Origin of the sequence: Pelistega suis (assembly GCF_013133795.1) — a bacterium.
In the GTDB taxonomy this organism is placed as follows: Bacteria; Pseudomonadota; Gammaproteobacteria; order Burkholderiales; family Burkholderiaceae_B; genus Taylorella; species Taylorella suis.
Map to the genome: position 1 here is coordinate 1 of NZ_JABGBN010000008.1, position 26,040 is coordinate 26,040.

Below are 26,040 nucleotides of genomic sequence, written 5' to 3' on the forward strand. Positions count from 1 at the left end.
ATAGTGAGGCAGCGGCAGCACGTTATGGTTTATCGGCCTTTGATATTTTGGTGGAGTTAGGTAAGCGTCGTATGGTCGGTGGACAAGAGGACATGATTGTCGATGTGGCGTTAGATTTGGTGCGTAAACAGCAAGGAGTGTAAGGTCATGGATAAAAAAGAAATTGCCCAAAAATTAGATGCTGCTGCTGTTAATGCACAAGCAGTAGAACAGTTTGCGACAGGCTTATTTGACTTAAAAGAAGCCTATGATATTCAACGTGAAGTCATCGCTCATCGAGTCCATCGTGGTTTTCCAATTTGCGGTATTAAGATGGGATTTACTAGTATCGCTAAAATGCGTCAAATGAATGTCCATAGCTTGATTTGGGGCTTGCTCACGACCGATATGTTAATTGAGGATGCGAGTACGATTAAACGTTCTAATTTTGTGCATCCTCGAGTAGAACCAGAGGTCTGCTATTTAATTAAGAAAGATATTGACCGTCCGCTCAATGCCTTAGAAGCCGTTGATTATATTGAAGCGGTAGCGCCAGCCCTAGAAATCATTGACTCTCGTTTCCGTGATTTTAAATTTGATTTAAATAATGTTGTTGCTGATAATTGCTCATCTTCAGGCGTTGTCGTAGGTTCGTGGTCTCGTGATTTTCATCATTTAACGAATGCCTACGTTGGTTTGAATATTAATGGTAAGCCTGTTCAAGCAGGTTCGACAGCGGCGATTTTAGGTAATCCTATGCGTTCAGTAGTGCAGGCCTCTGCTCTATTAGCAGAGCGAGGCGAGGTATTGCCAGCAGGCAGTCTATTGATGGCGGGAGCGGCTACTTCTGCAGAAGCCTTGAATGTTGGTGATTATGTTGAGGTAGAAATTAGCAAATTAGGTAGAGCTAGTTTCTACGTAGGGGAGTAGTGAATGAGTAAAGTAGAAGGTTTAATTGAAGGTTTTGTGAAGCCTCGAGGTAGTTTTCCTCACTTTAAACGTGCTGGTGATTTTATCTTTGTTTCTGGTACAAGCTCTCGCCGACCTGACAATAGTTTTGAAGGTGTTCAAGTTGATGAAATGGGAGTGACTAATCTTGATATTCGTGTTCAGACACGAGCGGTTATCACTAATATTAAAAACATTTTAGAAAAAGCAGGTGCCTCTTTAGAGGATCTTGTAGAAATGAATGTTTACTTAGTCAATATGAATGACTTTGGAGGCTTTAACGAAGTATGGTCGGAGTTCTTTGATTTTAATGGTCCTACACGTACTACGGTGGCTGTTCATCAATTACCGCATCCGCATTTACTGATTGAAATCAAAGCCGTTGCTTATAAGCCGATTGCATCGTAAGGAGATAAGAATGAATTTTAAATTTGGTTTACCTTTAAATTTTAATAAGTGGCTTGATGATAATAGTCATTTATTAAAACCTCCTGTAGGTAATCAGCAGATTTGGCAAAACTCTGATTATATGGTGACTGTTGTAGGCGGTCCAAATAAGCGAACAGACTTTCATGATGATCCTGTGGAAGAGTTTTTTTATCAATTCAAAGGTGAGGCTCATGTATTAGTTTGGGATCGAGGACAATACGAAAAAGTGCATCTACGTGAAGGAGATATTTGGTTAATGGCTCCTCATGTAATTCACTCGCCTCAGCGCCCTAATCCGGGTAGTTTATGTTTAGTTATTGAGCATAAACGTCCTAAAGAAAAACATGACGCTTTGCAGTGGAGTTGCGCATGTTGCGGTACGTTAATTAAACGTTATGAGATGTCTTTACAAAGTATCGTCAAAGATTTACCTCCTGTTTATGAGCAGTTTTATGCAACAACGACAGAAGAAAGAACGTGTCCAAATTGTCAGACAGTTCACCCTGGTCGTGAGTATGTGGAGTGGCATAAGACACTTTATGAAAACTTCAAACATTTGGAGTAAGCCGTATGAAGATAGATATTCATTCACATTTTTTTCCATTGATTTCTGAAGAGCTTGCTAATTCAGTGGATGCCGAACGTGCTGCGTGGATTCGATTAGATGATAAAGATCCTAACAAAGGAATGATTATGCTTAATGGTCGGGAGTTTAGACCAGTTTATCGTGCCTTATGGGATCCTGAGTTTCGTTTAAAAGAATTGGATGAGCAAGGGATTGATACACAAATTGTATGTTCTACACCGGTACTGTTTGGCTATAGTTGGGAAGCACAAAAAGCTTATGATTGGGCACAAAAAATGAATGATGAGGCGGTTGCGTTTTGTCAGAAGTATCCTAATCGCTTTAAAGCATTGTCTCAAGTACCTTTGCAAGATGTTAAGCTAGCCGCTCAAGAGGCATCAAGAGCGAAAGCTTTAGGTTGTGTAGGTGTACAGATTGGTAATCATGTCGGTGATAAGGATCTTAATCACCCTGATTTGATTGATTTTTTAATCCATTGTGCCGAAGAAGATATTCCTGTGTTTATCCATCCATGGGATATGATGGGTGGGCCTAATCGTATGAAGGAATGGATGCTACCTTGGTTGGTGGCGATGCCTGCTGAGACTCAATTGAGCATGTTAAGTCTTATCCTATCAGGTGCTTTGGAAAAGATTCCTGAGAAAGCAAAGATTTGTTTTGCGCATGGAGGAGGTAGCTTCCCTTACCTATTAGGCCGAGTGGATAATGCATGGAAGCATCGTGATATTGTAAGAAAAGATTGCCCAAGACCGCCTTCTGAGTATGCAAAACGATTACATACAGATGCAGCGGTATTCAATCAAGATGCATTAACGATGTTAACTAAGGTGATGGGTGTCGATAATGTGATGATGGGATCAGATTATCCATTCCCACTAGGTGAGCAGCCTATCGGCAGTTTAATTGCGGATAGTGTTTCTCTTAGTGCGGATGATAAGGCTAAATTGCTCTATCAAAATGCAGAGAAATTCTTTAATCTTAAATGATTATTTAGCCTAAAATGGCTTGAATGTCAGGAGACAAAATGATGAAATTAAGTAAATTAATTACTGGTTTAACGTTAGCATTGACTTCGTTAGCCGTAGGACAAGTAGCACATGCGAAAAACTTTCGCCTAGGTTTAGTGACACCTGCCACGCATGTATGGACAAAGGCCGCTGAAAGCTTTTCTAAGGATTTTGAAACGGCGAGTAATGGTGAACATAAAGTGACGGTATTCCCTGCGGGTCAATTAGGCAATGAAGCACAAATGCTTCAACAATTACAAACGGGCGCTTTAGATATGGCATTTTTGACAGCAGCTGAGCTAACTAATCGTCATGTGGATATGGGCATTCTTTTTGCTCCTTATCTCGTTAAGAATGTTGACCAAGTGCCTGCCTTATTGGCTTCTAAGCCTGCTCAAGACTTACTGACTGATTTACCTCGTAAAGCGGGTGTGGTTGGTGTTGCTTATGGTACGGGTGGTTTGCGTCAGATGATTAGTGTTAATGCGGTTCAATCTGTCGCAGATTTAAAAGGCAAGAAAATTCGCATTACACCGCAAGTGCCACTACAAGATTTTTATCGTAATCTAGGTGTTGCTCCAATCTCACTACCTTTATCAGGTGTTTTTGATGCCATGAGCAATAAGCAAGTTGACGGTACGGATATGGATCTGGAAATTATCGTCGGCCTTAAATTGTACGATATTGCGGATACCACATTATTATCCAATCATATGATGTGGCCAGTAGTTGGTGTGGTATCGGCTCGTGTATGGAGTACATTATCTGATTCAGATAAGAAAAATATTCAGGACATAATGAGTAAATATCTTGTCGAAACAGGTAGTATTTATAGTGCAAAAGAGAAAGAGTGGAAACAAGCTTTATTGGCGACAGGCAAAAATACTAAGGAAGTGGGGCCAGAGTTTTTCCAAGATGCTATTAATCAATGGGAGATGAAGTGGGAAAAACAAGCGCCTCTCTTAAAAGCGCTACGAGACGCTTCAAAAGAGATTAGCCAATAATTAATTTTATTCTTTACGCAAAGTAGTTAAGGTAGGGTGTTATGCGTAGTCAATTAAAAAAACTGTCCAATTATTTAGCCTCCTTTGAATTAGCTTTTGCTGGATTCTTGGTTGCTCTCATGACAATTCTGATAGTGATTAATGTGGTTACGCGAGCACTCAACCATGCCCTCTTTTGGGTGGATGAAGCGGCCATATTTGTCATGGTATGGGCCGTATTTTTGGGCTCTATTGTGTTGATGAAACGCCGTCAGATGGTAGCAGTAACACTTATTAAGGATTGGCTACCGCCATCCTTAAAACAGCTTTATGGCGTTATTTATGATTTGAGTATTTTGGTCTTTGCCATTTTATTATTGGTATTTTCTTGGATTTGGTATCAACCATATGATTTATGGTTGCATAACTTTGATGTGATGGAGTTTAGTGCTTCATCAATGAATTTCATTTATCAAGAAATCAGTAATACTCTGCGATGGCCAAAATATGTGGTCTGGTGGATTATTCCTTATATGGGTTTATCTTGTTTATTTCATTCCGCTGTCAATTTACTTAATGATCCGACAGGTAAATATGTGCTTGAGGAGGAAACAAAATGACACTAGTGATTTTTCTAGTATTAATGGCGTTGGCAATCCCTGTTGGTTTAGTGTTAGCGCTCACGGCAGTGTTCTATATTTGGAATAGTGATAATACTATCTTATTTCAGTCGTATGGTAGCCAATTTTTCTCAGCTATTGAGAATTACGGTTTATTAGCCATTCCGCTATTTATTTTGGTAGGCGAGCTGATGAATGAGGGAGGATTAACTCAGCGTTTGATTCAGTTTGCGCGTGTATTTTTTGGTGGTGTACGAGGAGGGTTGGCGTATATCAATTTATTGGCCAATATGATGATGGCAGCAATTTTGGGCTCTGCTGTAGCACAAATTGCCATTATGTCCCAAGCCATGGTGCCAGAGATGGAAAAAGAAGGGTATGACAAAACTGTCGCGACCTCCGTAACAGCGAGTGCTGGTATTCTAGGTGCGATTATTCCTCCTTCTATGATGTTTGTTATTTTTGGTGTGTTGGCACAAGTATCTATTGGGAATATGTTTGTAGCAGGCTTGATTCCGGGTATATTGCTGGGTTTAGGTATGTTGGTGGTGATTTTCTTCATTGGCTTAAAAAATCCCTATCCTAAAGGTCAATGGTTAACGCCAAAAGAAGCATTGAAAGCGACGCTAAATGCAATTCCTGCCTTACTGATTCCTGTGGTAATTATCCTAGGTATTTTGTTAGGCATTACAACACCGACAGAATCTGCTGGCGTAGCATGTTTAATTGCTTTACTCGTTGGATTGTTTGGCTACAAAGAATTAAAGATTTCGACGCTTCCTGCTTTGTTAAAAAGAACAGTCATTAGTACGAGTACAGTCGTATTTTTAATCGCAGCGGCAGGTGTGTTTGGTTGGACCATTACGTATGAGCAAATTCCAGAAAAAGTAGCCATGTGGATTACAGCATCTACCAATAATCCAATTGTCTTTTTATTCTTGGTATGTGCGTTATTAATGGCGATTGGTACCGTGTTGGATGGTATTGCGGCATTAATTTTGGTTGTACCTATCTTATTACCTATTGCAACGATGAATTATGGTATTGATACCTACCATTTTGGTGTTATCATTTGTATCGTGTTAGTTCTTGGCTTATTGACACCTCCCGTTGGCTCAGGTTTATTTGTGGCCTCTTCGATTACAGGGATTAAACCGGGCAAGTTATTCATTGGACTATTACCATTTTTATTGGTTGTCTCATTGATTGTGTGTTTATTGGTGATATTTCCAGTATTGACCACGGGATTGATTTAGTTTTCTTGATATAAGTAAATGGCCAGATATGAATGGTTTATTCATATCTGGCCATTTTATATTAAACGTTAGATTATTATTTCACTCTTAACTGCGCTTTAATATCTGTCTCGCCCGCCTCAAAAAGAGCGCGGGCTTTTTCTGCTTTAATTCGTGCTTCTTCGGCTTTTTGAGCACTAGCTGCCACGCGTTTTTCATAGACATTTAAGCGAGTGGATTGTAGTCTAGACGCATGATATCTGGCGTTGGCTTCGGCCTCTCTAGCTTGTCGAATAGTTATATCATTTGGGTTACGTGCGGCTTCTTAGACTTGGTTGAGTGCTTGTGCTTGTTACGGAGGCATTTAAACCAAGCGCCAGTAGGCAAAATAAACTTAATCGTATAATAACTTCCCAGTATATTTATAGTTTTGAGGGGCGTATTAGCATCACCCCTCTGTGTACACTACATTTTATACAATTGTCATTAGACTCGCATTACCGCCCGCTGCTGCGGTATTGGTACTGATGGATTGTTCATGTACCAAGGCAATTTCTGGGTAGTGTATGCCTTCATGGATAGCCGTGCTGGTTAAGCCGTAGGCGATAATAATAGGTCCCTGACGTTTACTTAAACGTAGATTCAATTCGCGTAATTTATCGCTATCACCTTCAAATAATGCCCCGTCTAATGCAGTCGTATCTATCTCTGTTTCTTTGATAAAACGCATCGATTGACGTAGGTTTGAATCGATGGACTTCATCCATTCACGCACTTCTGCGGTATCCATGAGAACCGCAGTATTTCCTGCTTGCAGTACTTGTTTGAGCTGAAGTGCTAAACCTTGCTCAGTTGCTGGGATAATAAGCATATTGCCACGAGGGATTAGGCGATATACATTGCTTTCACCTGTAGGGCCTGTTAATACGGCTTGTAGGCTATTCTTATCACCGAGCTTAAAAGGAGTAGGTAATGTTTGATTACCTAAGCTTAAGAGGCGGAATAAGTAGAGTGGACCACCTGCTTTAGGGCCTGTGCCTGATAGTCCTTGCCCCCCAAATGGTTGTACACCGACTACCGCGCCGACAATGTTGCGATTGACGTAAATATTACCAGCATGAATACTATTGGTCACGTGTTGAATGGTTTCATCAATACGAGAGTGAATACCAAAAGTCAGTCCGTAACCAGTGCTATTAATATCACTAATTAATTGATTAATATTCTCTCGTTTATAGCGTAATACATGTAAGACAGGGCCAAAGACTTCACGCTCTAAATCCGCTATGCTATTGAGTTCAATCAATGTCGGAGGGATAAATGTACCATTACTTGCGGAGTCTAATAACTGAATCTGCTCTACTTTTAGACCTTTGCTACGCATTTTGTCAATATGTTTTTGGATAATGCCTTGCGCTTGTGCATCAATCACAGGACCAATATCGGTTGATAATACATGAGGATTACCGACGCGAAGCTCTTTCATCGCACCTTTAATCATCGTGAGAACACGGTCAGCACTTTCTTCTTGTAAGCAAAGTACGCGCAATGCTGAACAACGTTGTCCTGCTGAGTCAAACGCAGAGTTTAAAACATCTGAGACCACTTGCTCAGCTAATGCTGATGAATCCACAATCATGGCATTTTGACCGCCTGTCTCTGCGATGAGTGGAATCGATTGCCCATGTTTATCAAGACGGCTTGAGAGTTTGCCGGCAATTAAACGTGCTACTTCCGTTGAGCCTGTAAACATAACTCCGTGGATAGCCTCACTCGAAATTAATTGGTCGCCTACTGTTTCACCTTGACCAGGGAGTAACTGCACGGCGTCAGTAGGAATGCCCGCTGCATGAAGAATAGCGATACCTTGAGCAGCAATTAAAGGCGTCTGCTCAGCAGGTTTGGCGAGTACGACATTACCTGCGGCTAATGCGGCAGCAACTTGTCCCATGAAAATCGCTAATGGGAAATTCCAAGGACTAATACACACCACTGTGCCAAGAGGGCGTTGTTGTTCAATATCAAAATGCTCTTCTATTTGATCAGCATAGTATCGTAAGAAATCAACTGCTTCACGGACTTCAGCAATCCCATTATTAAAGGATTTACCCGCCTCTCGTGTGATAAGACCGAGCAAGTTTTGCATATTTTCTTCTAGCAAGTTACCTGCACGGCGAAGTAGGGCAGCACGTTCGCTAATTGGTGTAGAGCGCCAGATGGGTGAGATTTGCTGTGCTCTTTCGATGGCTATTTGTACTTCTTCGGCTGTGGCTTCAATCACTTCACCGACTTGGTCTTTGTGATTAGCAGGATTTAATACAGTAACGGCACGTGTATTATCCCATTGGGCTAAGGTGCTAGGAGCGGCTTGCCATGTTGTATTGCCACTATTCAAAAGAGAGGCAGCGAGTGAACCAAGACGATGTTCGTTACTTAAATCTAAACCATTTGAGTTGGCGCGTTCACTAGCGCTTGTTTTATATAAATCGCGCGGTAGCGGGATTTTATCGTGTGGTGCACCGAGCGGAGAAATTTTGCTTGCTATATCAAGAGGGCTTTGTACAAGACTATTGAGGTCTACATTATCGCTAGCGATTTGATTAACGAAAGAAGTATTGGCGCCGTTTTCTAAAAGACGACGTACTAGATAGGCCAACAAGGTCTCGTGTGTACCCACTGGTGCATAGATGCGACAAGGGCGATTAAGTTTTTTATCGCCTACAACTTCTTCGTAAAGAGGCTCTCCCATGCCATGTAGGCATTGAAATTCGTATTGACCACGGTAATAATTATTGCCAGCGAGGTGGTAAATAGAAGCAAGTGTTTGTGCGTTGTGTGTAGCAAATTGCGGGAAAATTGCCTCAGGAACGGACAATAATTTTTTAGCACAAGCAAGATAAGAGACATCGGTGTAGACCTTGCGGGTATAAACAGGATATCCCTCTAAACCATCTAATTGTGCACGTTTAATCTCGCTATCCCAATAAGCACCTTTTACAAGACGAATCATGAGACGGTGATTGGTGCGACGTGCGAGGTCAATCACAAAATCAATGACAAAAGGGGCACGTTTTTGGTAGGCTTGAATCACAAAACCAATGCCGTTCCAGCCTTTGAGGGATTCGTGTTGGCATAGACCTTCTAATAAGTCGAGAGAAATTTCTAAGCGATCCGCTTCTTCGGCATCAATATTTAAACCGATATCATATTGACGGCATAATTGAGTGAGCTTTAATACGCGAGGGAAAAGCTCACTCATCACACGTTCATATTGCGCGCGTGAGTAGCGTGGGTGTAGGGCAGAAAGTTTGATAGAAATGCCGGGGCCCTCATAGATACCACGACCAGCAGACGCTTTACCAATGGCGTGAATAGCTTGTTCGTAATCACGATAATAGCGAGCGGCATCTTCTTCCGTCGTGGCAGCTTCACCGAGCATGTCGTAGCTATAACGGAATCCCTTTGCTTCGAATTTTTTACTATTAGCAAGTGCATCAGCGATAGTTTCACCTGTGACGAATTGTTCACCCATCATCCGCATAGCCATATCGACACCTTTACGAATGAGAGGTTCACCGCCTTTGGCAATCATGCGCGTTAGGGCATTAGAGAGATTATTTTCGCTATTGACCGCTACTAGCTTGCCGGTAATCATTAGACCCCAAGTGGCAGCGTTAACAAACATTGATGGCGAACCACCCATATGTGATTTCCAATCACCATGGCTAATTTTGTCGCGAATTAAGGCATCACGAGTGGCCCGGTCTGGAATACGTAATAATGCTTCTGCTAAGCACATTAGCGCTACCCCTTCTTGACTAGAAAGGGCAAACTCTTGAATAAGGCTTTCTACACCACCAGAAGGTGTTTTTTCTTTGAGTGCCTTCACAAGACTTAGAGCTAAGTCGCGAGTTTTTTCGGGTTCATTTAACGTGGCTTGTTGTAGTAAAAAAGGTACACACTCTGTTTCAGGACGACGATAGGCCGACGTAATGGCAGAGCGTAGGACAGATTGTGATTGGATGTCTTGACCGAACTCAAAGAAAGGAGGGTATTGTTGCGGTTCTTCAAGAGTTATGCCAATTTCGCTATTTAAAGAAGGCTCTGTGCTTTCACCTTTTAAATGGGCTAGCTCTTGCGGTAGTGTGCCTCGCTCAATTTGCTCTAAATAGGTTGTTAAGGCTTGTTTATGTAGCCAATGTGGTGTGCAATTGAGCTGTTGGGCACTTTTTTGTAGGCGTTCTTTGGTAGCGGTATCAACTTTGACACCTAGGGTTGTGTAATCGGTCATCACTTGCTCCCGTTGTGGAATATTAAACTTTTGTCAAGATTATGCTGTTTAGGGTTAAATTTGTATTAGGGTTTACCCTATATATTTAAAGTTAACCTATTATTTTTAAATAATTATTTTGATTTGTAAGTAAAAGGAGTGTCTAATGATTACAAACGGTGAAGTTTTAGAGTTGATAAGGTTTTCATGTCGAAAAGCTTGTTAAAATGATTAACTTTCTTATCTTATTTAAATAGTTATGATGTCAATGTCAGTACATCAGTCTGAATCTACAACCATACTTGAATTAGAAGATGTCAGTCTCGGTTATGGAGATAGAACGATTCTTTCTGGTTTAAATGTTCGTGTACGTAAGGGTGAGGTTGTTGCTCTTATCGGGGGTTCTGGCTCAGGGAAAACGACCTTATTGCGTGCGGCAACGGGTCAGATTGCTCCTCAAAAAGGTAAGGTGACTTTATATGGTCAAGACTTATCGAAGGTGACGCCAGAGAAAATGCGCTTATTACGTCAAAGAATGGGGGTTTTATTCCAACAAGGTGCATTGTTTACGGATTTAGGTGTTTTTGATAATGTGGCCTTCCCGCTTCGAGAATTAACTCAGGATAGTGAGGCACTTATTTTTGAAAAGGTTCTGAGTAAATTGGATGCCGTTGGATTGCGGTCAGCGGCACATCTTAAATTATCAGAGATTTCAGGGGGTATGGCACGTCGAGTGGCGTTAGCACGTTCAATAGTGTTGGAGCCTGAGTTGATTTTGTATGATGAGCCATTTGCAGGCCTAGACCCTATCTCTTTAGGTATGACGGCTAAATTAATTCGGGATACGGCGGATCGCTTGCATTGTGGCTCCGTATTGATTACGCATGATATTGAAGAGTCTTTCAATATTGTTGATTATGTCTATATGGTAGGACAGGGGCAGTTGCTTGTGGCGGGTACGCCGGATGAGTTGCGAGCTTCTGATAATCCTTATGTACAACAATTTTTGCGAGGTAGCCCACAGGGACCAGTGGTATTTGAGTATCCTGAGACACCACATTTTCAGCAATGGTATGCGCAACGTAAGGGGCATCTAAATGGTTAATGCGATTGCATTATTAGGACGTTATGTTATTGATGTCATCAGCCGTATCGGCATCTTCTTCAAATTGTTCTTTAGTTTGTTGGCGCAGTCCTTTATTGTTTTTCAACGCCCTCGTTTAGTGACAGAGCAGGTACATTTTATTGGTAATTATTCATTATCCATTATCGCCGTATCGGGCTTATTCGTTGGTTTTGTACTGGGATTACAGGGGTATAATACTTTATCCATGTATGGCTCTGAAGAGGCGCTTGGTTTATTAGTCGCATTAAGTTTGGTGCGTGAGTTAGGACCCGTAGTGACCGCCTTATTATTTGCAGGACGTGCAGGAACGTCAATTACAGCAGAAATCGGTTTGATGAAGTCTGGTGAGCAAATCAATGCCATGGATGTGATGGGAATTAATCCATTGCGTCGCATTTTAGTCCCTCGATTTTGGGGAGGGATTATTGCTATGCCAGTACTTGCTGCGATTTTCTCTGCGGTCGGTATTATCGGTGGTTGGTTTGTGGGCGTCGTATTAATTGATGTTGATACCGGCGCCTTTTGGTCGCAAATGCAATCAGGGGTAGATGTTTTTCATGATGTGCTCAATGGCGTGATTAAAAGTGTCGTTTTTGGTGTTGCGGTCATGTTGGTCTCTCTTTTTGAAGGATGGTACTGTCAGCCGACACCGGAAGGCGTAGCAAAAGCTACTACGCGCACCGTCGTTCGTGCTTCTTTATTAGTTTTGGGTCTCGATTTCATCATGACCGCATTAATGTTTTAATTTTTGATTAGGTTTATATATGCAAAGTAAGAAAACCGATTTTTTAGTGGGTATTTTTGTTTTACTGGGCTTTTTGGCAGTATTGTTTTTAGCATTAAAAGCAGGTAATTTAAGTACTTTTTCTTTTGATAAGACCTATCAGGTTACTGCTAAATTTGACAATATTGGTTCATTAAAAGCACGTGCACCTGTTAAGAGTAATGGTGTTGTAGTGGGTCGAGTGGCGGAAGTAAGTTTTGATAATAACGATTTTCGTGCTATCGTGAAGTTAAATATGGAAGCTAAATATGCCTTTCCTAAGGATAGTTCGGCAACGATTCAAACTGCCGGTTTGATTGGTGAGCAGTATATTGGTATTACGGCAGGTGCTGAAGAGGAAATGCTAAAAGAAGGTAGTGAAATTACATATACGCAAAGTGCTTTAGTGCTTGAGGAATTAGTAAGTAAATTCTTATTTTCAACAGCCGAAAAAGAAGGTAAGGCAAAAGAATAGGGCAATCAGATGAAAAAGATGAAAAAAATAATGGTGATAGGGGTGTTAGGTTTATCGCTTACTGCATGTGCTAGTGTAGACAATCCTAATCCCAAAGATCCTTTAGAGAGTTATAACCGCACAATGTTTAAGGTCAATGAGGCGGTGGATAAAGCTGTCTTGCGTCCCGTGGCTAAAGGTTATCAAGCGGTTGTCCCTAATCCTGTACGAACTTGTGTGCGTAATATTTTTGGTAATCTTGGCGATGTTTGGTCTGGCATTAATAGTCTTTTGCAAGGACGAGGTTTAGATTTTGTCAATACGATGGGACGTGTCATGTTTAATACCACCGTGGGTTTAGGGGGGTGTATTGATGTGGCAACGATGAATGGTGCCAAGAAAATCCCGAATGATTTTGGTACAACGCTAGGGGTTTGGGGCTTAGGAGAAGGCTCTTATGTGGTATTGCCGGTTTTAGGTTCTAGTTCTTTGCGTGATACGATGGGCTTGGCTGGTGATGCCATAGGCGGTTCAGCAACCTTTACAACCCCTTGGGCAATTGAGAATATTCCGCTTAGAAATGCGATTGTCGGCTTACAGGCTTTTGATAAGCGAGAGCAATTATTGACAGCGGATGATATTGCATCGGATGTCGCTTTAGATAAGTATGCTTTTGTACGAGATGCTTACCAACAAAATCGTCATGCTTTATTACGCTCAAAATTTGAAGATGAGATTACCGATGGTACGCCAGCTACCGGACATTTAGCAGAAGATACTACGGAGAGTGGCTTAGTCATTCCAGGTCAAGCACAACGTACGGCATACCGTGAGCAATTGCGTCAAAAACGCTTAGAAAAGCTTAAATCATTTGATCAATTTACAATGCCAGAATATGAGGATCCGGGTGAGTAATACCCTGTAACTTTATTAACAATCCTTTAATTCTTATTCTTGATAAATGCTTTATAGTAGCGGGTAACAAAGTGGTGTTACCTGCTTTCTTTATAGGAATTTTGAAATGACACAAACAATTTTTAAAACAGCGGCAAAAACGGTATTTGGTGCAGCAGTTTTTTTAAGTACGGCAGTTGCCGTACAAGCTGCTCAAGATCCTAATCAATTTATTGAAAACTTAGCGAATCAAACATTAAACGCGATTAAGGCAAATGGTGCGGCACGTAGCGGTAATACCGCAGAAATTAATAAAATTGTTGATCAATATGTGATGCCGTCAACAAACTTAGAAAAAACGACTCGCTTAGCAACAGGAGCTCCTTGGCGTCAAGCCACAGCTGAGCAAAAGCAGCAATTAGTGAGTGCATTTAAAGGCACTTTAGTGCGTACGTATAGTGGCGCATTTAAAAACGTTACGGATAAAACTGCCATTAACGTGCAACCTTTCCGCGGTGATGCTAATGCAAATGATGTCGTTGTGCGCTCCGTCGTGACAGGTGCAGGTTCGCCAGTATCAATTGACTATCGTTTGGAAAAAGCAGGCGATAGCTGGAAAGTCTATGATTTCAATGTTGAAAATATCTGGTTGGTCGAAAACTATCGTAACCAATTTCGCGGCGAAATTAATAAAGGTGGTATTGACGGTTTAATCCGCAGCTTGCAAAAATAATTTCCTCCTTGGATTGTAGAGAGTTTTATTTCTCTTTTTAAAGCCTAGTGAAATAACTAGGCTTTTTTTTGCGTGTTTTTAGTGTATTTCCCTATTGGTTGATAGACAGAGTTTGATGGATAATGTATCTATTATTATCTATTGAGTGAAGGAGGGGCCATAATGATTATTAGTCAAACTTGGGTTGTGGCTGATCCTAAGCTCGTCCTGTATTTTCCATAAGTCCTATAAAGCTGAGTTTCGTGATGGCTCGTATTACTCCTTTTCTGGTGTTGTGCCAAATAGGAGGCTAACGAATGTCTTCTCGGAGAAGATGTTCGTGGATAGTTGATACGTCTTTTAAAAATTCAAAAAATCTCACAGGACTTTATGATGGAAAACTTTAAACATTTGCCAGAGCCTTTTCGTATTCGAGTGATTGAACCGGTCAAACGCACTACACGTGCTTATCGTGAAGAAGCGATTGTTAAAGCGGGTATGAATCCCTTTTTATTAGACAGTGAAGATGTTTTTATTGACTTATTAACGGATAGTGGCACAGGTGCAGTGACGCAGAATATGCAAGCTGCAATGCTACGAGGTGATGAGGCTTACAGTGGTAGTCGTAGTTATTATGCTTTGCGTGATGCGGTTAAGCAAATTTTTGGCTATGACTATACGATTCCTACGCATCAAGGGCGTGGTGCTGAGCAGATTTATATTCCAGTCCTTATTCGTAAGCGTGAGCGAGAAAAGGGTTTAAATCGCCAGAAAATGGTGGTGTTTTCGAACTATTTCTTTGATACCACACAAGGACATAGTCAGATAAATGGAGCAACTGTCAATAATGTCCATGTATCAGAAGCATTTGATACAGGTGTTTACGCAGACTTTAAGGGAAATTTTGATTTAGATAAATTAGAGCAGGGTATTCTAGCGGTCGGTGCTGAGCATGTCCCTTATATTGTTTGTACCATTACGTGTAATTCAGCAGGAGGACAACCTGTTTCCTTGGCGAATATGCGAGCTATGTATGATATTGCACGCAAATATGATATTCCCGTCATTATGGATTCTGCACGTTTCGCAGAAAATGCTTATTTTATTCAACAGCGTGAACCTGAGTATCGAGATTGGACAATTGAGCAAATTACCTATGAAAGCTATAAATATGCTGACATGTTGGCCATGTCAGCTAAAAAGGATGCTATGGTGCCGATGGGTGGTTTATTATGCTTTAAGGATAATAGTCTTGAAGATGTTTATCACGAGTGCCGTAGTCTTTGTGTGGTTCAAGAGGGATTTCCGACCTATGGTGGCTTAGAAGGTGGCGCCATGGAGCGTTTGGCTGTTGGACTTTATGATGGCATGAATCAAGATTGGTTAGCTTATCGTATTCAGCAAGTTGCTTATCTTGTCAATGGTTTAAGTGATATTGGTATCGTGTGTCAGCAAGCAGGGGGGCATGCTGCCTTTGTGGATGCGGGCAAATTACTGCCACATATTCCAGCTTATCAATTCCCAGCGCATGCTTTAGCGTGTGCGTTGTATAAAGTAGGAGGGATTCGTGCGGTAGAAATCGGTTCCCTATTATTGGGTAGAGATCCTAAAACGGGTGAGCAGTTACCTTGTCCTGCAGAGTTGTTGCGTTTAACCATACCTCGTGCTACTTATACGCAAACCCATATGGATTTTATTATTGAGGCATTTGATCAGCTAAAAAGTACGGCGAGTTTAATTCGAGGACTGACTTTTACTTACGAACCGCCTGTGTTACGTCATTTTACCGCTCGCTTAACTGAGGTGTAATGCTAAAAATGAGGGCTTAAAAGAGGGGAGTGAGCGTGTTATAATTTTCCTTTTTCTATCATTGCTTTTCTTTTATGTCCGCTGTTGCCGTCCAAGCACTAAGTAAAGTATATCCCTCTAATGATACGCTTTGGTCTCGCCTTCTAGGTAAAACGAATGAGGAAGGTTTTCAAGCCTTAAAAAACGTGAGCTTTACCGTTAATGAGGGTGAGTTCTTTGGTTTATTAGGTCCTAATGGCGCAGGCAAGACTTCGCTCATTTCTGTCTTGGCAGGTCTATCTAAGCCTACTCAGGGAAGTGCCCAGATTTATGGTTATGATGTTCAACGTGATTATTTACAAGCTAGGCGGTCATTAGGGGTTGTACCACAAGAGTTGGTATATGACCCTTTTTTTACAGTCAGAGAGACTCTGCGTAATCAATCAGGTTACTTTGGTTTGTATCACAATGATGATTGGATTGATGAGGTACTTTTTCATCTTGGGCTGAGTGAAAAGGCTGAGAATAATATGCGTGAACTTTCTGGCGGCATGAAGCGTCGTGTTTTAGTCGCGCAGGCTTTAGTGCATCGTCCACCGGTGATTATTCTTGATGAACCAACAGCTGGTGTGGATGTCGATTTAAGACGTAGTTTATGGCAGTTTATTTCTTCCCTGAATAAAAAAGGGCATACCATTATTTTGACTACGCACTATTTGGAAGAGGCGCAAGACCTGTGTCAACGCTTGGCCTTTTTAAGAAAAGGAGAGCTAATTGCCTTAGATACGACAGCAAATATTCTATCGCAGTATGGAAATCAGGACTTAGAAGAGGTTTTTGTGCAAATTATGCAGTCAGGAGCACAGCATGGCTAAGCAACATCCTTTACAAGAAGAATTGATTTTTGGTTCGGGTTTTTTTGCTCTGTTGCGTAAAGAGGTTGCGCGATTTTATAAAGTGCTGACGCAAACAGTGGCGGCTCCTGTATTGACGGCAATCCTGTATTTATTGGTATTTGCACAAGTGCTAGAGGGTCGTTTAACGGTTTATGAGCAGATTAATTATGTGAGTTTTTTAATTCCCGGTTTAATGATGATGTCGATGATGCAAAACTCTTTTGCTAACTCCTCATCTTCTTTAATGCAAAGTCGTTTAACGGGGAATTTAATTTTTATTTTATTACCTCCCTTATCACCCAAAGAAATCTTTGCCGCGTTTGTGACCGCGAGTATTGTGAGAGGAATTGTTGTGGGTTTGGCGATTTGGGTAGCTGGATTGTTTTTCTCAGGAACTTTACCCGTACACATTGCATGGGTGCTTGTTTTTGCTTTTATGGCCTGTGCTATTATGGGGTGTTTGGGCTTGGTGGCTGGATTGAGTTCAGAGAAATATGACCAATTGGCCGCCTTTCAAAATTTTTTAATTATGCCGATGACATTTTTGTCAGGGGTGTTTTATTCTATCCATAGTTTGCCACCTTTTTGGGAGAAGCTATCGTATTTCAATCCCGTCTTCTATATGATTGATGGTTTTCGTTACGGCTTTTTTGGAATTTCTGATGTTTCCCCATGGCAAAGCTTTTTTGTGGTACTTTTTACATTTGTACTAATCGCAGCGATTGCATTAAGAATACTTGCGAGCGGTTATAAACTTCGGACGTAACATGAACTTACCTACACCAGAACAAATTCGCGAATATATTGTCAGCCAGCTTCCCTGTGAGCATTGTGAAGTAGAGGGCGATGGTTCACACTTTCAGGCTATTATTGTTAGCCCTGCCTTTGAAGGCAAACGTCTTATTGCGAGACATCAGTTAGTTTATACCGCCTTGGGCGATCGTATGCGTGAGGAAATTCATGCGCTATCAATGAGTACCTTAACACCAGAGGAGTATAAGAAAAATGGATAAATTACGTATTATTGGTGGTGCGCCATTGCATGGAGAGATTACCGTATCGGGAGCTAAAAATGCAGCCTTGCCTATTTTATGTGCGGTGTTATTAACTGAGGAGCCGGTTATTTTACGTAATGTACCGGATCTTAATGATGTTAAGACCACGATTCGAGTTCTCGAGCAATTAGGGGTTAAGGCTGAGTGGTTAGCTCCAGAGGTGGTTAAATTACAAGCGGATAATATTACCTCATATGAAGCACCATATGAACTGGTTAAAACGATGCGAGCATCCATCCTTGTTTTGGGGCCATTATTAACTCGTTTTGGTTCAGCTAAGGTAAGCTTGCCAGGCGGTTGTGCTATTGGTCAGCGTCCTGTTGATCAGCACATTAAGGGTTTAGCTACTTTATCTGCTGACATCAAGGTTGAACATGGTTTTGTTGTGGCAGAGGCAAAACGTCTTAAAGGTGCCTCTATCCGTACTGATATGGTGACAGTAGGTGGTACTGAGCAGTTTTTAATGTCAGCAGCGTTAGCAGAAGGGACAACGATTCTTGAAAATGCGGCACGTGAACCAGAGGTGGTTGATTTAGCTGAGTTATTGATTGCGATGGGTGCTAAGATTTCGGGTCATGGTACGGATCGTATCGTGATTGAAGGCGTTGATAAGTTGCACGGCGCAGATTATACCGTGGTGGCTGATCGTATCGAAGCGGGTACTTTCTTGTGTGCCGTCGCTGCTGCAGGTGGTGAGATTACTTTACGCAATGCGGCGCCGCATACGATGGGGGCGACATTAGATAAACTAATCGAAGCGGGCGTGGAGATTGAAACGGGCGATGATTGGATTCGTGCTCGTATGAATAAGCGTCCCAAAGCGGTTAGCATTAAAACACACGAACATCCAGGATTTGCGACAGATATGCAAGCGCAAATGATGGCGTTAAATACGATTTCAGAAGGTACTTCGATTATTGTGGAGAATATTTTTGAAAATCGTTATATGCATGTGCCAGAGCTTATTCGTCTAGGGGCAGATATTGCATTAGATGGTCATACCGCCGTTGTTAATGGTGTTGAGAAACTTTCTGGTGCTAAAGTGATGGCGACTGATTTACGTGCTTCTGCGAGCTTAGTGATTGCGGCTTTAGCTGCCGAGGGCGAGACAATCGTGGATCGTATTTATCATCTGGATCGCGGTTATGCCAAAATGGAAGAAAAATTGAAAGCCGTTGGTGCTAATATCGAACGTATTAAGGGCTAAGAGATGGAAAAGTCGTCATTGATTACTTTGGCTTTATCAAAAGGTCGTATTTTTGAGGATACTGTACCATTGTTGCAGGCGGCGGGTATCGAAGTGCCAGAAAGTCCAGAGAATTCTCGTAAATTGATTTTGCCTACGAGTGATCCCAATTTGCGTTTATTGGTCGTGCGGGCTTCAGATGTACCAACCTATGTGCAATATGGTGCTGCAGATATTGGTATTGCAGGTAAAGATATTCTCTATGAGCATACGAAAGAGCATCCAGGTGGACTTTATCAACCAATTGATTTAGATATTGCAAAGTGTCGTTTGGCGGTGGCTGTTCGTCAAGATTTTGACTACGAAGCAGCGGTAAAGCAAGGAGCACGTTTACGTGTGGCGACAAAATACGTTAATGTAACGCGTGAACATTTTGCACGTAAAGGCGTTTATGTCGATATTATTAAGCTTTATGGTTCTATGGAATTGGCTCCTCTGGTGGGATTAGCAGACGCCATTGTGGATATTGTATCGACTGGCGGTACTTTACGAGCTAATGGTTTGGTTCCGGTCGAAGATGTCGCGCCTATTTCTTCTCGTTTAATTGTTAATCAGGCCTCCTTAAAAACGCGAGCAAAGTACTTGCAACCTTTAATTGACGCTTTTGCAGCGGCTAGTCAAGGAAAATAAGATGGGTGTAATTAATCGTTTAAGTTCAAAAGATACAGATTTTCAGCAAGATTTAACGACTTTATTAGCGTTTGAGTCTAGTCAAGATGAGGCTATTGAAAGTGCGGTAGCAACTATTTTGCGAGAGGTTAGACGAAGTGGCGATAAGGCTGTTGTGGCGTACTCTCAACAGTTTGATAAGGTGCAAGCGCAATCAATGGCTGATTTAGAAGTGCCCTTGGCTGATTGTCAGATGGCATTAGCGAGTTTGCCTGCTACGCAACGACAAGCGTTAGAGGCTGCTGCTGCACGTGTGCGTGCTTATCATGAACATCAAAAAGCGCCGTCATGGAGTTATACCGAAGCAGACGGTACAGTACTTGGACAGAAAATTACACCTATGGACAGAGTAGGCTTATATGTGCCTGGCGGTAAGGCAGCATACCCGTCCTCGGTACTAATGAATGCTATTCCAGCTAAGGTGGCAGGAGTATCAGAAGTTGTGATGGTTACGCCAACACCGCATGGTCAGCGCAATCCATTAGTGCTAGCAGCGGCAGCGGTTGCTGGCGTCGATAGAGTGATTGCTATTGGTGGTGCACAAGCTGTGGCAGCATTAGCCTATGGTACAGAAAGTATCGCACAAGTTGATAAAATCGTCGGTCCAGGTAATGCTTTTGTTGCCTCTGCTAAACGTCGTGTATTTGGCACGGTAGGTATTGATATGGTGGCAGGTCCTAGTGAAATCTTAATCATTGCTGATGGAAAAACCCCAGCGGATTGGATTGCGATGGATTTGTTTTCACAGGCAGAGCATGATGAGCTAGCACAAGCGATTTTATTATGTCCTGATGCTGCCTATTTGGATGCGGTTGAGGCATCTATCATCCGCCAATTAGAGGCCATGCCACGCAAAGATATTATCGCAACAAGCTTGCAAAATCGTGGTGCTTTAATTCAGGTTCGTGATTTAGATGAGGCCTGTGAGATTGCTAACTTTATTGCTGCTGAGCATCTAGAAATTTCTACAGAAAATGCGGCTGAGTTAGTAGATAAAATTCGTCATGCCGGGGCTATTTTTATGGGATCTTATAGCTCAGAGTCTTTAGGTGATTACTGTGCGGGTCCGAATCATGTGTTGCCAACTTCTCGTACAGCACGTTTTTCCTCACCTTTGGGGGTTTATGACTTCCAAAAACGCTCGAGCTTAATTCAAGTCTCGCAACAAGGAGCTCAGACTTTAGGACTTATTGCCAAAGAATTAGCTTATGGAGAGGGGTTACAATCACATGCCCGTAGTGCAGAATATCGTTTAGACTCGATGGAAAAATAATATGCGTACAGCTGAAATTATTCGTAATACCAACGAAACAAAGATTAAGGTTGCCATTAATTTAGATGGTACAGGTAAACAAGCTATCAATACAGGTGTCCCGTTCTTGGATCATATGATTGATCAGATTGCACGTCACGGTATGATCGATATTGAGATTGAGTGTGACGGTGATACGCATATTGATGACCATCATACTGTGGAGGATGTTGGTATCAGTCTAGGTATGGCGGTTGCTAAAGCGGTGGGAGACAAAAAAGGGCTCACGCGTTACGGTCATTCCTATGTGCCACTAGATGAAGCTTTATCACGCGTGGTGATTGATTTTTCAGGTCGCCCCGGTTTGGAGTTTCATGTTCCGTTTACACGAGCGATGATTGGTCGTTTTGATGTGGACTTGGTGCGTGAGTTTTTTCAAGGCTTTGTAAATCATGCCTTAGTGTCTGTTCATATTGATAATTTACGAGGTGTTAATTCTCATCATCAAGCTGAAACGGTATTTAAGGCGTTTGGGCGAGCATTACGTATGGCCGCAACGCCTGACCCGCGTGCCGCTGGCATGATTCCTTCGACGAAAGGTGTACTCTAAAATGAGCACCTCTATTGCGATTGTTGATTATGGTATGGGTAATATTCATTCGGTAGAGCGTGCTTTACGTTATGCAGCACCTGAGGCGAATGTTTATCTAGCTAATACAGTAGAGCTATTGAATAAAGCAGATCGTGTTGTTTTGCCAGGACAGGGCGCAATGCGTGACTGTATGCAAAACCTTGAAAAATCAGGTTTAAAAGAAGCCTTATTGTTAGCCTCAAGAACCAAGCCTTTATTAGGTGTTTGTGTCGGCGAGCAAATGCTATTTGAGCGTAGTCAAGAGGGTGATGTAAGCTGTTTGGGTATTTTTCCCGGCGAGGTTAAAAAGTTCGAAGGCGATGTCTTTGCCAAACCGCATTTTAATGATCACCAAGAGCATTTAAAAGTTCCGCATATGGGTTGGAGTCAGGTCAAGCAGGAGCGTGAGCACCCTGTTTGGAGCGGTATTCCAGACAATAGTTATTTTTATTTTGTGCATAGTTATTATGTTAAACCGAGTGATGACAGTTTAACGATGGGCAGTACGCTATATGGGCATACGTTCACTTGTGCAGTCGCACGAGATAATATTTTTGCTGCGCAATTTCACCCAGAAAAAAGTGCTGAACAAGGTTTACGTTTATATCGTAATTTTGTGGAATGGCAAATTTAATGAACTTACCATGAAAATAGGGTATAAATACAGTTTTACCGTTATACGTTGATAGAGTGTATAACATTTTTAGCAATTTTTATTTTTAAATTTCTATGTTGTTAATTCCTGCAATTGATCTTAAAGATGGACGTTGTGTGCGTTTACGCCAAGGCGAAATGAATGATGCTACGGTATTTGCCGATGATCCAGCGGTTATGGCTAAACAATGGTTGGATAAAGGTGCAAATCGTCTGCACCTCGTGGATTTAAATGGGGCATTTGCAGGAAAACCTAAGAATGCAGACGCCATCAAACGTATTCTGAAAGAAATTGATGATGAAATCCCTGTGCAAATTGGTGGTGGTATCCGTGACATGGATACTGTCGAGGCCTATTTAGATATGGGTTTAGAGTACGTTATTATTGGTACCGCTGCAGTGAAAGATCCTCAGTTTTTACAAGATGCATGTGCAGCTTTCCAAGGACATATCATTGTCGGTTTGGACGCTAAAGACGGTAAAATTGCTACCGATGGTTGGAGTAAGATTACCAAGCATGATGTGATTACGACGGCACAGCGTTTTGAGGACTTCGGTGTAGAAGCGATTATTTATACGGATATTGGTCGTGACGGTATGTTGTCGGGTGTTAATGTGGAAGCAACGCTAAAACTTGCGCAAGCGGTCAATATTCCGATTATTGCATCGGGCGGTGTGCATAATATGAACGACATTCGTGCATTGGCACAACATATTGATGACGGTATTGAAGGCGTTATTCTGGGTCGTAGTATTTATGAAGGTACATTGGACTTTGAAGAAGCTCAACGTTATGTAGATGAATTAGAGGACTGAAATTGAGCGAGTCATTGTCAACATTGACAAAGCGAATTATCCCTTGCCTAGACGTGACAGCGGGTCGCGTGGTCAAAGGAGTCAACTTTGTGGAGCTGCGTGATGCAGGTGATCCAGTAGAGATTGCACGTCGTTACAATGAACAAGGTGCTGATGAATTGACATTTTTAGACATCACAGCAACGAGTGATGGACGCGATTTGATTTTGCCTATTATTGAGCAAGTAGCATCGCAAGTATTTATTCCGTTGACAGTCGGTGGTGGTGTGCGCGAAGTTAGCGATGTACAACGCTTATTAAATGCGGGTGCAGATAAGGTTTCAATGAATAGTGCGGCGGTCAATCGACCTGAGCTCGTGTTAGAAGCTAGCCAATACTACGGTTCACAATGTATTGTGGTTGCGATTGATGCTCGCAAAGTGAGTAAAGAAGGTGAACCTAATCGTTGGGAAGTTTATACCCATGGAGGTCGTAAGCCGACAGGTATTGATGCTGTCGAGTGGGCGATTAAAATGGCTGATTATGGTGCTGGTGAAATTTTATTGACCAGTATGGATAAGGACGGTACTAAATCAGGGTTTGATTTGGCATTGACTCGTGCTGTTTCGGATGCTATTGCTATTCCTGTGATTGCATCGGGTGGCGTAGGTAATTTACAACATTTGGCAGATGGTGTGACTCAAGGTCGAGCCAATGCGGTATTGGCTGCCAGTATTTTTCACTATGGTGAATATACTATTGCTGAGTGTAAAGACTTTATGGCACAACAAGGTATTGCCGTTAGGAGAGCGTAATGAGTGCTTGGTTAAAACAAGTACAGTTTGATGATAATGGTCTGATTCCTGCCATTGCTCAGGATTATCAAACAGGCGCTATTTTAATGGTGGCTTGGATGAATCATGAGGCGCTACAAGAGACTGTAAAATCCCAAGTGGCTGTGTATTGGTCGCGTTCACGCAAAAAACTATGGCGTAAAGGTGAAGAATCGGGTCATACACAAAAAGTACATGAGATTCGTTTAGATTGCGATCAAGACGTGATTTTATTGAAAGTCGAACAAATGGGTGGAGTGGCATGCCATACGGGGCGCCATAGTTGTTTTTACTTGCGTTTGGATACTATTGAGGGCTCAGAAGATTTGCAATGGAATCCGGTTGATCCTGTATTGAAAGACCCTCAGGAAATTTATAAGGGTACACATGAGTAGTTCGAGTGATTTTTTAGCCGTATTGGCCAATACATTGGAAAGTCGCTTACCTAGCAATGGTGGTAATCCAGAGAGTTCTTATGTGGCCAAGCTTTATCATAAAGGACCTGATAGCTTTCTAAAGAAAGTAGGTGAAGAAGCGACCGAATTGGTGATGGCATGTAAGGATGCTGATAAAGAGCGCATTATTGCAGAAACAGCGGATTTATGGTTTCACAGTATGGTTGCTTTGGGCTATTATGGTTTGCGACCAGAGCAGGTGATTACTGAGCTTGCACGCCGAGAGGGAGTGTCAGGATTAGTTGAAAAAGCCTCTCGCAAAGAGTAATTTTAAGCTTAAAGTTTTAAGGAAATAGGAGTAAATAATGGGTGGTTTGAGTATTTGGCATTGGCTGATTGTGTTATTGGTTGTGGTACTTGTTTTTGGTACAAAAAAACTACGTAATGTAGGTGAAGACCTAGGTGGTGCTGTCAAAGGTTTTAAAAAAGGTATGCAAGACGGTGAAGAAAAAGCCGCTTTGAGCCAACAAGAATCTACCACGGTTGATGTAAAAGCCAAAGAAAAGGCAGAGTAAAAGGTAGAGCGTATCGATGTAAAAAGGTACGCTTTATTTATTCGGGATAGATATGTTTGGTTTGAGTTTTAGTGAGCTTTTTGTTATTGGCATTGTGGCTTTGATAGTGTTAGGGCCAGAACGTTTGCCTAAGGTGGCACGTACTGTAGGTCATCTGACAGGGCGAGCGCAGCGCTATATGCGAGATATTAAGAGTGATATTCAGCGTGAAATGGATATTCAAGAGCTTAGTAAGCTTAAAGAGGATGTTAAGTCTGCCGCTACTCAATTAAAGACTGATTTTGAAAATACAGTCTCTGAGATAAAAGACCCCCTTGCTTCGATAAAAGAAGAAATGGGGGATAAGGCACAACAACTTAAACAAGATATCGCCCAAGAGTTGCCAGATTTATCGACTTTAAAGCCTACATCTACTAAGAGTGTAGGAGAAGTAACCAGCTCCAACAATGCTAAGAACGTATCATAATGAGCCAGAATCAACAAGAAAATACAGAGCTACAAGGTGCTAAAGAAGAGACCTTAGTCTCTCACCTCGTTGAGTTAAGAACACGATTACTCTATGCTGTTGTTGCGGTATTAGTCGTTTTTGGGATTTTATGTATTTACCCAGGTAGCAAAGAGCTCTATGACTTTTTAGCCAAACCGATGGCATCTACACTACCAGCAGGGGATAAAATGATTGCTTATGGCGTCATTACCCCTTTCTTAGTGCCACTCAAAGTGACCTTATTGGTGGCTTTTGTGTTGGCATTACCCTTTGTGCTCTATCAAGCATGGGCATTTATCGCTCCTGGGCTGTATAAGCATGAGAAACGCCTTGTCTTGCCTGTCGTCGTATCAAGTTATGTCCTCTTTTTGATAGGTATGGCATTTTGTTATTTCTTTGTTTTCCAGACGGTCTTTCATTTTATTGCGACAGTCTCTCCTGAAAGTATTAATTTCGCCCCCGATATTGAAGCTTACCTTGATTTTGTCATGACGATGTTTATGGCATTTGGGTTGACTTTTGAAGTGCCTGTTGTGGTGCTGGTGTTGGTTGGAACAGGTATGGTGAGTGTCGAGAAGCTTAAAGGGGCACGTAGTTATGTCATTGTGGGTGCCTTTATTATTGCAGCTGTCCTTACGCCTCCAGATGTCATCAGTCAGTTTATGATGGCAGTTCCTTTGATTTTGCTGTTTGAATTAGGACTTGTTGCAGCACGTTTTGTTAAGCCAAAAGCCCAGGATACATTACCGCAAGAATAA

The 26,040-nt window shown here is 41.9% G+C and carries 29 protein-coding genes and 1 pseudogene; 29 read left to right on the forward strand and 1 reads right to left on the reverse strand.

Annotated features, from left to right (window positions below):
• The 8 genes and pseudogenes from HKX39_RS08785 to HKX39_RS08820 form a co-directional block, all read left to right on the forward strand.
• A pseudogene (locus tag HKX39_RS08785) lies at window positions 1-143 on the forward strand (4-hydroxy-2-oxovalerate aldolase); the annotation flags it as partial.
• 4 nt (window positions 144-147) lie between these two features.
• Complete coding sequence (locus tag HKX39_RS08790) at window positions 148-909, forward strand: 2-keto-4-pentenoate hydratase (protein ID WP_171680954.1); 762 nt, start codon at window positions 148-150, stop codon at window positions 907-909.
• A gap of 3 nt (window positions 910-912) precedes the next feature.
• Window positions 913-1,335: a RidA family protein gene (locus HKX39_RS08795; RefSeq protein WP_171680955.1), complete on the forward strand. Its 423-nt coding sequence runs from the start codon at window positions 913-915 to the stop codon at window positions 1,333-1,335.
• 10 nt (window positions 1,336-1,345) lie between these two features.
• On the forward strand, window positions 1,346-1,921 hold the full coding sequence (locus HKX39_RS08800; RefSeq protein ID WP_171680956.1) for a 3-hydroxyanthranilate 3,4-dioxygenase: 576 nt from the start codon (window positions 1,346-1,348) through the stop codon (window positions 1,919-1,921).
• A gap of 5 nt (window positions 1,922-1,926) precedes the next feature.
• A complete protein-coding gene (locus tag HKX39_RS08805; RefSeq protein WP_171680957.1) occupies window positions 1,927-2,928 on the forward strand; it encodes an amidohydrolase family protein in 1,002 nt (333 codons plus the stop codon).
• A 38-nt stretch (window positions 2,929-2,966) separates the two neighbouring features.
• Entirely contained in the window at window positions 2,967-3,953 is a 987-nt protein-coding gene (locus HKX39_RS08810) for a TRAP transporter substrate-binding protein (RefSeq protein ID WP_246226145.1), read from the forward strand.
• Window positions 3,954-3,994: 41 nt separating this feature from the next.
• The gene (locus HKX39_RS08815) at window positions 3,995-4,552 is read left to right on the forward strand and encodes a TRAP transporter small permease (RefSeq protein WP_171680958.1); all 558 of its coding nucleotides are present in this window, start codon (window positions 3,995-3,997) and stop codon (window positions 4,550-4,552) included.
• Window positions 4,549-5,808 (forward strand): TRAP transporter large permease, encoded by a 1,260-nt coding sequence (locus HKX39_RS08820; RefSeq protein ID WP_171680959.1) that lies wholly within the window; start codon window positions 4,549-4,551, stop codon window positions 5,806-5,808. Before HKX39_RS08815 ends, HKX39_RS08820 begins: the two co-directional genes overlap by 4 nt.
• Before the next feature lie 451 nt (window positions 5,809-6,259).
• Here HKX39_RS08820 and putA read toward each other — a convergent pair whose 3' ends face one another.
• Window positions 6,260-10,078 carry a trifunctional transcriptional regulator/proline dehydrogenase/L-glutamate gamma-semialdehyde dehydrogenase gene (gene putA / locus HKX39_RS08825; RefSeq protein WP_171680960.1) on the reverse strand — a complete coding sequence of 1,273 codons (3,819 nt, stop codon included), beginning with the start codon at window positions 10,076-10,078 and terminating at the stop codon, window positions 6,260-6,262.
• Window positions 10,079-10,325: 247 nt separating this feature from the next.
• Here putA and HKX39_RS08830 point away from each other — a divergent pair, with 247 nt between their 5' ends.
• From HKX39_RS08830 to tatC, 21 genes are all read left to right on the forward strand, one after another.
• Window positions 10,326-11,162, forward strand: a complete 837-nt coding sequence (locus tag HKX39_RS08830; protein WP_171680961.1) for an ABC transporter ATP-binding protein — start codon at window positions 10,326-10,328, stop codon at window positions 11,160-11,162.
• A complete protein-coding gene (mlaE, locus tag HKX39_RS08835; RefSeq protein WP_171680962.1) occupies window positions 11,155-11,928 on the forward strand; it encodes a lipid asymmetry maintenance ABC transporter permease subunit MlaE in 774 nt (257 codons plus the stop codon). The genes HKX39_RS08830 and mlaE overlap by 8 nt, the downstream gene beginning before the upstream one ends.
• Window positions 11,929-11,947: 19 nt before the next feature.
• Window positions 11,948-12,421 (forward strand): outer membrane lipid asymmetry maintenance protein MlaD, encoded by a 474-nt coding sequence (gene mlaD / locus HKX39_RS08840; RefSeq protein WP_171680963.1) that lies wholly within the window; start codon window positions 11,948-11,950, stop codon window positions 12,419-12,421.
• Window positions 12,422-12,430: 9 nt separating this feature from the next.
• Window positions 12,431-13,315: an MlaA family lipoprotein gene (locus HKX39_RS08845; protein WP_171680964.1), complete on the forward strand. Its 885-nt coding sequence runs from the start codon at window positions 12,431-12,433 to the stop codon at window positions 13,313-13,315.
• Window positions 13,316-13,421: 106 nt separating this feature from the next.
• Complete coding sequence (locus HKX39_RS08850) at window positions 13,422-14,027, forward strand: MlaC/ttg2D family ABC transporter substrate-binding protein (protein ID WP_171680965.1); 606 nt, start codon at window positions 13,422-13,424, stop codon at window positions 14,025-14,027.
• A 372-nt stretch (window positions 14,028-14,399) separates the two neighbouring features.
• Window positions 14,400-15,815, forward strand: coding sequence for a tryptophanase (gene tnaA / locus HKX39_RS08855; RefSeq protein WP_171680966.1), 1,416 nt, complete (start codon window positions 14,400-14,402; stop codon window positions 15,813-15,815).
• A gap of 74 nt (window positions 15,816-15,889) precedes the next feature.
• Window positions 15,890-16,669 carry an ABC transporter ATP-binding protein gene (locus HKX39_RS08860; protein ID WP_171680967.1) on the forward strand — a complete coding sequence of 260 codons (780 nt, stop codon included), beginning with the start codon at window positions 15,890-15,892 and terminating at the stop codon, window positions 16,667-16,669.
• On the forward strand, window positions 16,662-17,456 hold the full coding sequence (locus HKX39_RS08865; RefSeq protein ID WP_171680968.1) for an ABC transporter permease: 795 nt from the start codon (window positions 16,662-16,664) through the stop codon (window positions 17,454-17,456). Before HKX39_RS08860 ends, HKX39_RS08865 begins: the two co-directional genes overlap by 8 nt.
• Before the next feature lies 1 nt (window position 17,457).
• Complete coding sequence (locus HKX39_RS08870) at window positions 17,458-17,703, forward strand: BolA family protein (RefSeq protein WP_171680969.1); 246 nt, start codon at window positions 17,458-17,460, stop codon at window positions 17,701-17,703.
• Window positions 17,696-18,952, forward strand: coding sequence for a UDP-N-acetylglucosamine 1-carboxyvinyltransferase (gene murA / locus HKX39_RS08875; protein WP_171680970.1), 1,257 nt, complete (start codon window positions 17,696-17,698; stop codon window positions 18,950-18,952). Before HKX39_RS08870 ends, murA begins: the two co-directional genes overlap by 8 nt.
• 3 nt (window positions 18,953-18,955) lie before the next feature.
• Complete coding sequence (gene hisG / locus HKX39_RS08880; protein ID WP_171680971.1) at window positions 18,956-19,621, forward strand: ATP phosphoribosyltransferase; 666 nt, start codon at window positions 18,956-18,958, stop codon at window positions 19,619-19,621.
• A gap of 1 nt (window position 19,622) precedes the next feature.
• The gene (hisD, locus tag HKX39_RS08885; RefSeq protein WP_171680972.1) at window positions 19,623-20,933 is read left to right on the forward strand and encodes a histidinol dehydrogenase; all 1,311 of its coding nucleotides are present in this window, start codon (window positions 19,623-19,625) and stop codon (window positions 20,931-20,933) included.
• Between the two features lies 1 nt (window position 20,934).
• A complete protein-coding gene (gene hisB, locus HKX39_RS08890) occupies window positions 20,935-21,522 on the forward strand; it encodes an imidazoleglycerol-phosphate dehydratase HisB (RefSeq protein WP_171680973.1) in 588 nt (195 codons plus the stop codon).
• A gap of 1 nt (window position 21,523) precedes the next feature.
• On the forward strand, window positions 21,524-22,177 hold the full coding sequence (gene hisH / locus HKX39_RS08895; RefSeq protein ID WP_171680974.1) for an imidazole glycerol phosphate synthase subunit HisH: 654 nt from the start codon (window positions 21,524-21,526) through the stop codon (window positions 22,175-22,177).
• A gap of 95 nt (window positions 22,178-22,272) precedes the next feature.
• Window positions 22,273-23,013: a 1-(5-phosphoribosyl)-5-[(5-phosphoribosylamino)methylideneamino]imidazole-4-carboxamide isomerase gene (gene hisA / locus HKX39_RS08900; protein WP_171680975.1), complete on the forward strand. Its 741-nt coding sequence runs from the start codon at window positions 22,273-22,275 to the stop codon at window positions 23,011-23,013.
• A gap of 2 nt (window positions 23,014-23,015) precedes the next feature.
• Window positions 23,016-23,807 (forward strand): imidazole glycerol phosphate synthase subunit HisF, encoded by a 792-nt coding sequence (gene hisF, locus HKX39_RS08905; protein ID WP_246226147.1) that lies wholly within the window; start codon window positions 23,016-23,018, stop codon window positions 23,805-23,807.
• Window positions 23,807-24,220 carry a phosphoribosyl-AMP cyclohydrolase gene (gene hisI, locus HKX39_RS08910; RefSeq protein ID WP_171680976.1) on the forward strand — a complete coding sequence of 138 codons (414 nt, stop codon included), beginning with the start codon at window positions 23,807-23,809 and terminating at the stop codon, window positions 24,218-24,220. Before hisF ends, hisI begins: the two co-directional genes overlap by 1 nt.
• Window positions 24,213-24,548 carry a phosphoribosyl-ATP diphosphatase gene (locus HKX39_RS08915; protein ID WP_171680977.1) on the forward strand — a complete coding sequence of 112 codons (336 nt, stop codon included), beginning with the start codon at window positions 24,213-24,215 and terminating at the stop codon, window positions 24,546-24,548. Before hisI ends, HKX39_RS08915 begins: the two co-directional genes overlap by 8 nt.
• 37 nt (window positions 24,549-24,585) lie before the next feature.
• On the forward strand, window positions 24,586-24,795 hold the full coding sequence (gene tatA, locus HKX39_RS08920) for a Sec-independent protein translocase subunit TatA (RefSeq protein WP_171680978.1): 210 nt from the start codon (window positions 24,586-24,588) through the stop codon (window positions 24,793-24,795).
• A 52-nt stretch (window positions 24,796-24,847) separates the two neighbouring features.
• Window positions 24,848-25,261 (forward strand): Sec-independent protein translocase protein TatB, encoded by a 414-nt coding sequence (gene tatB / locus HKX39_RS08925; RefSeq protein WP_171680979.1) that lies wholly within the window; start codon window positions 24,848-24,850, stop codon window positions 25,259-25,261.
• Window positions 25,261-26,040 carry a twin-arginine translocase subunit TatC gene (gene tatC, locus HKX39_RS08930; RefSeq protein WP_171680980.1) on the forward strand — a complete coding sequence of 260 codons (780 nt, stop codon included), beginning with the start codon at window positions 25,261-25,263 and terminating at the stop codon, window positions 26,038-26,040. Before tatB ends, tatC begins: the two co-directional genes overlap by 1 nt.

What these genes read in the sequence shown, in the direction of transcription:
- HKX39_RS08790 (WP_171680954.1), top strand. Translation starts at nt 148, where the DNA reads ATGGATAAAAAAGAAATTGCCCAAAAATTAGATGCTGCTGCTGTTAAT.
- HKX39_RS08795 (WP_171680955.1), top strand. Translation starts at nt 913, where the DNA reads ATGAGTAAAGTAGAAGGTTTAATTGAAGGTTTTGTGAAGCCTCGAGGT.
- HKX39_RS08800 (WP_171680956.1), top strand. Translation starts at nt 1,346, where the DNA reads ATGAATTTTAAATTTGGTTTACCTTTAAATTTTAATAAGTGGCTTGAT.
- HKX39_RS08805 (WP_171680957.1), top strand. Translation starts at nt 1,927, where the DNA reads ATGAAGATAGATATTCATTCACATTTTTTTCCATTGATTTCTGAAGAG.
- HKX39_RS08810 (WP_246226145.1), top strand. Translation starts at nt 2,967, where the DNA reads ATGATGAAATTAAGTAAATTAATTACTGGTTTAACGTTAGCATTGACT.
- HKX39_RS08815 (WP_171680958.1), top strand. Translation starts at nt 3,995, where the DNA reads ATGCGTAGTCAATTAAAAAAACTGTCCAATTATTTAGCCTCCTTTGAA.
- HKX39_RS08820 (WP_171680959.1), top strand. Translation starts at nt 4,549, where the DNA reads ATGACACTAGTGATTTTTCTAGTATTAATGGCGTTGGCAATCCCTGTT.
- putA (WP_171680960.1), bottom strand. Translation starts at nt 10,078, where the DNA reads ATGACCGATTACACAACCCTAGGTGTCAAAGTTGATACCGCTACCAAA.
- HKX39_RS08830 (WP_171680961.1), top strand. Translation starts at nt 10,326, where the DNA reads ATGTCAGTACATCAGTCTGAATCTACAACCATACTTGAATTAGAAGAT.
- mlaE (WP_171680962.1), top strand. Translation starts at nt 11,155, where the DNA reads ATGGTTAATGCGATTGCATTATTAGGACGTTATGTTATTGATGTCATC.
- mlaD (WP_171680963.1), top strand. Translation starts at nt 11,948, where the DNA reads ATGCAAAGTAAGAAAACCGATTTTTTAGTGGGTATTTTTGTTTTACTG.
- HKX39_RS08845 (WP_171680964.1), top strand. Translation starts at nt 12,431, where the DNA reads ATGAAAAAGATGAAAAAAATAATGGTGATAGGGGTGTTAGGTTTATCG.
- HKX39_RS08850 (WP_171680965.1), top strand. Translation starts at nt 13,422, where the DNA reads ATGACACAAACAATTTTTAAAACAGCGGCAAAAACGGTATTTGGTGCA.
- tnaA (WP_171680966.1), top strand. Translation starts at nt 14,400, where the DNA reads ATGGAAAACTTTAAACATTTGCCAGAGCCTTTTCGTATTCGAGTGATT.
- HKX39_RS08860 (WP_171680967.1), top strand. Translation starts at nt 15,890, where the DNA reads ATGTCCGCTGTTGCCGTCCAAGCACTAAGTAAAGTATATCCCTCTAAT.
- HKX39_RS08865 (WP_171680968.1), top strand. Translation starts at nt 16,662, where the DNA reads ATGGCTAAGCAACATCCTTTACAAGAAGAATTGATTTTTGGTTCGGGT.
- HKX39_RS08870 (WP_171680969.1), top strand. Translation starts at nt 17,458, where the DNA reads ATGAACTTACCTACACCAGAACAAATTCGCGAATATATTGTCAGCCAG.
- murA (WP_171680970.1), top strand. Translation starts at nt 17,696, where the DNA reads ATGGATAAATTACGTATTATTGGTGGTGCGCCATTGCATGGAGAGATT.
- hisG (WP_171680971.1), top strand. Translation starts at nt 18,956, where the DNA reads ATGGAAAAGTCGTCATTGATTACTTTGGCTTTATCAAAAGGTCGTATT.
- hisD (WP_171680972.1), top strand. Translation starts at nt 19,623, where the DNA reads ATGGGTGTAATTAATCGTTTAAGTTCAAAAGATACAGATTTTCAGCAA.
- hisB (WP_171680973.1), top strand. Translation starts at nt 20,935, where the DNA reads ATGCGTACAGCTGAAATTATTCGTAATACCAACGAAACAAAGATTAAG.
- hisH (WP_171680974.1), top strand. Translation starts at nt 21,524, where the DNA reads ATGAGCACCTCTATTGCGATTGTTGATTATGGTATGGGTAATATTCAT.
- hisA (WP_171680975.1), top strand. Translation starts at nt 22,273, where the DNA reads ATGTTGTTAATTCCTGCAATTGATCTTAAAGATGGACGTTGTGTGCGT.
- hisI (WP_171680976.1), top strand. Translation starts at nt 23,807, where the DNA reads ATGAGTGCTTGGTTAAAACAAGTACAGTTTGATGATAATGGTCTGATT.
- HKX39_RS08915 (WP_171680977.1), top strand. Translation starts at nt 24,213, where the DNA reads ATGAGTAGTTCGAGTGATTTTTTAGCCGTATTGGCCAATACATTGGAA.
- tatA (WP_171680978.1), top strand. Translation starts at nt 24,586, where the DNA reads ATGGGTGGTTTGAGTATTTGGCATTGGCTGATTGTGTTATTGGTTGTG.
- tatB (WP_171680979.1), top strand. Translation starts at nt 24,848, where the DNA reads ATGTTTGGTTTGAGTTTTAGTGAGCTTTTTGTTATTGGCATTGTGGCT.
- tatC (WP_171680980.1), top strand. Translation starts at nt 25,261, where the DNA reads ATGAGCCAGAATCAACAAGAAAATACAGAGCTACAAGGTGCTAAAGAA.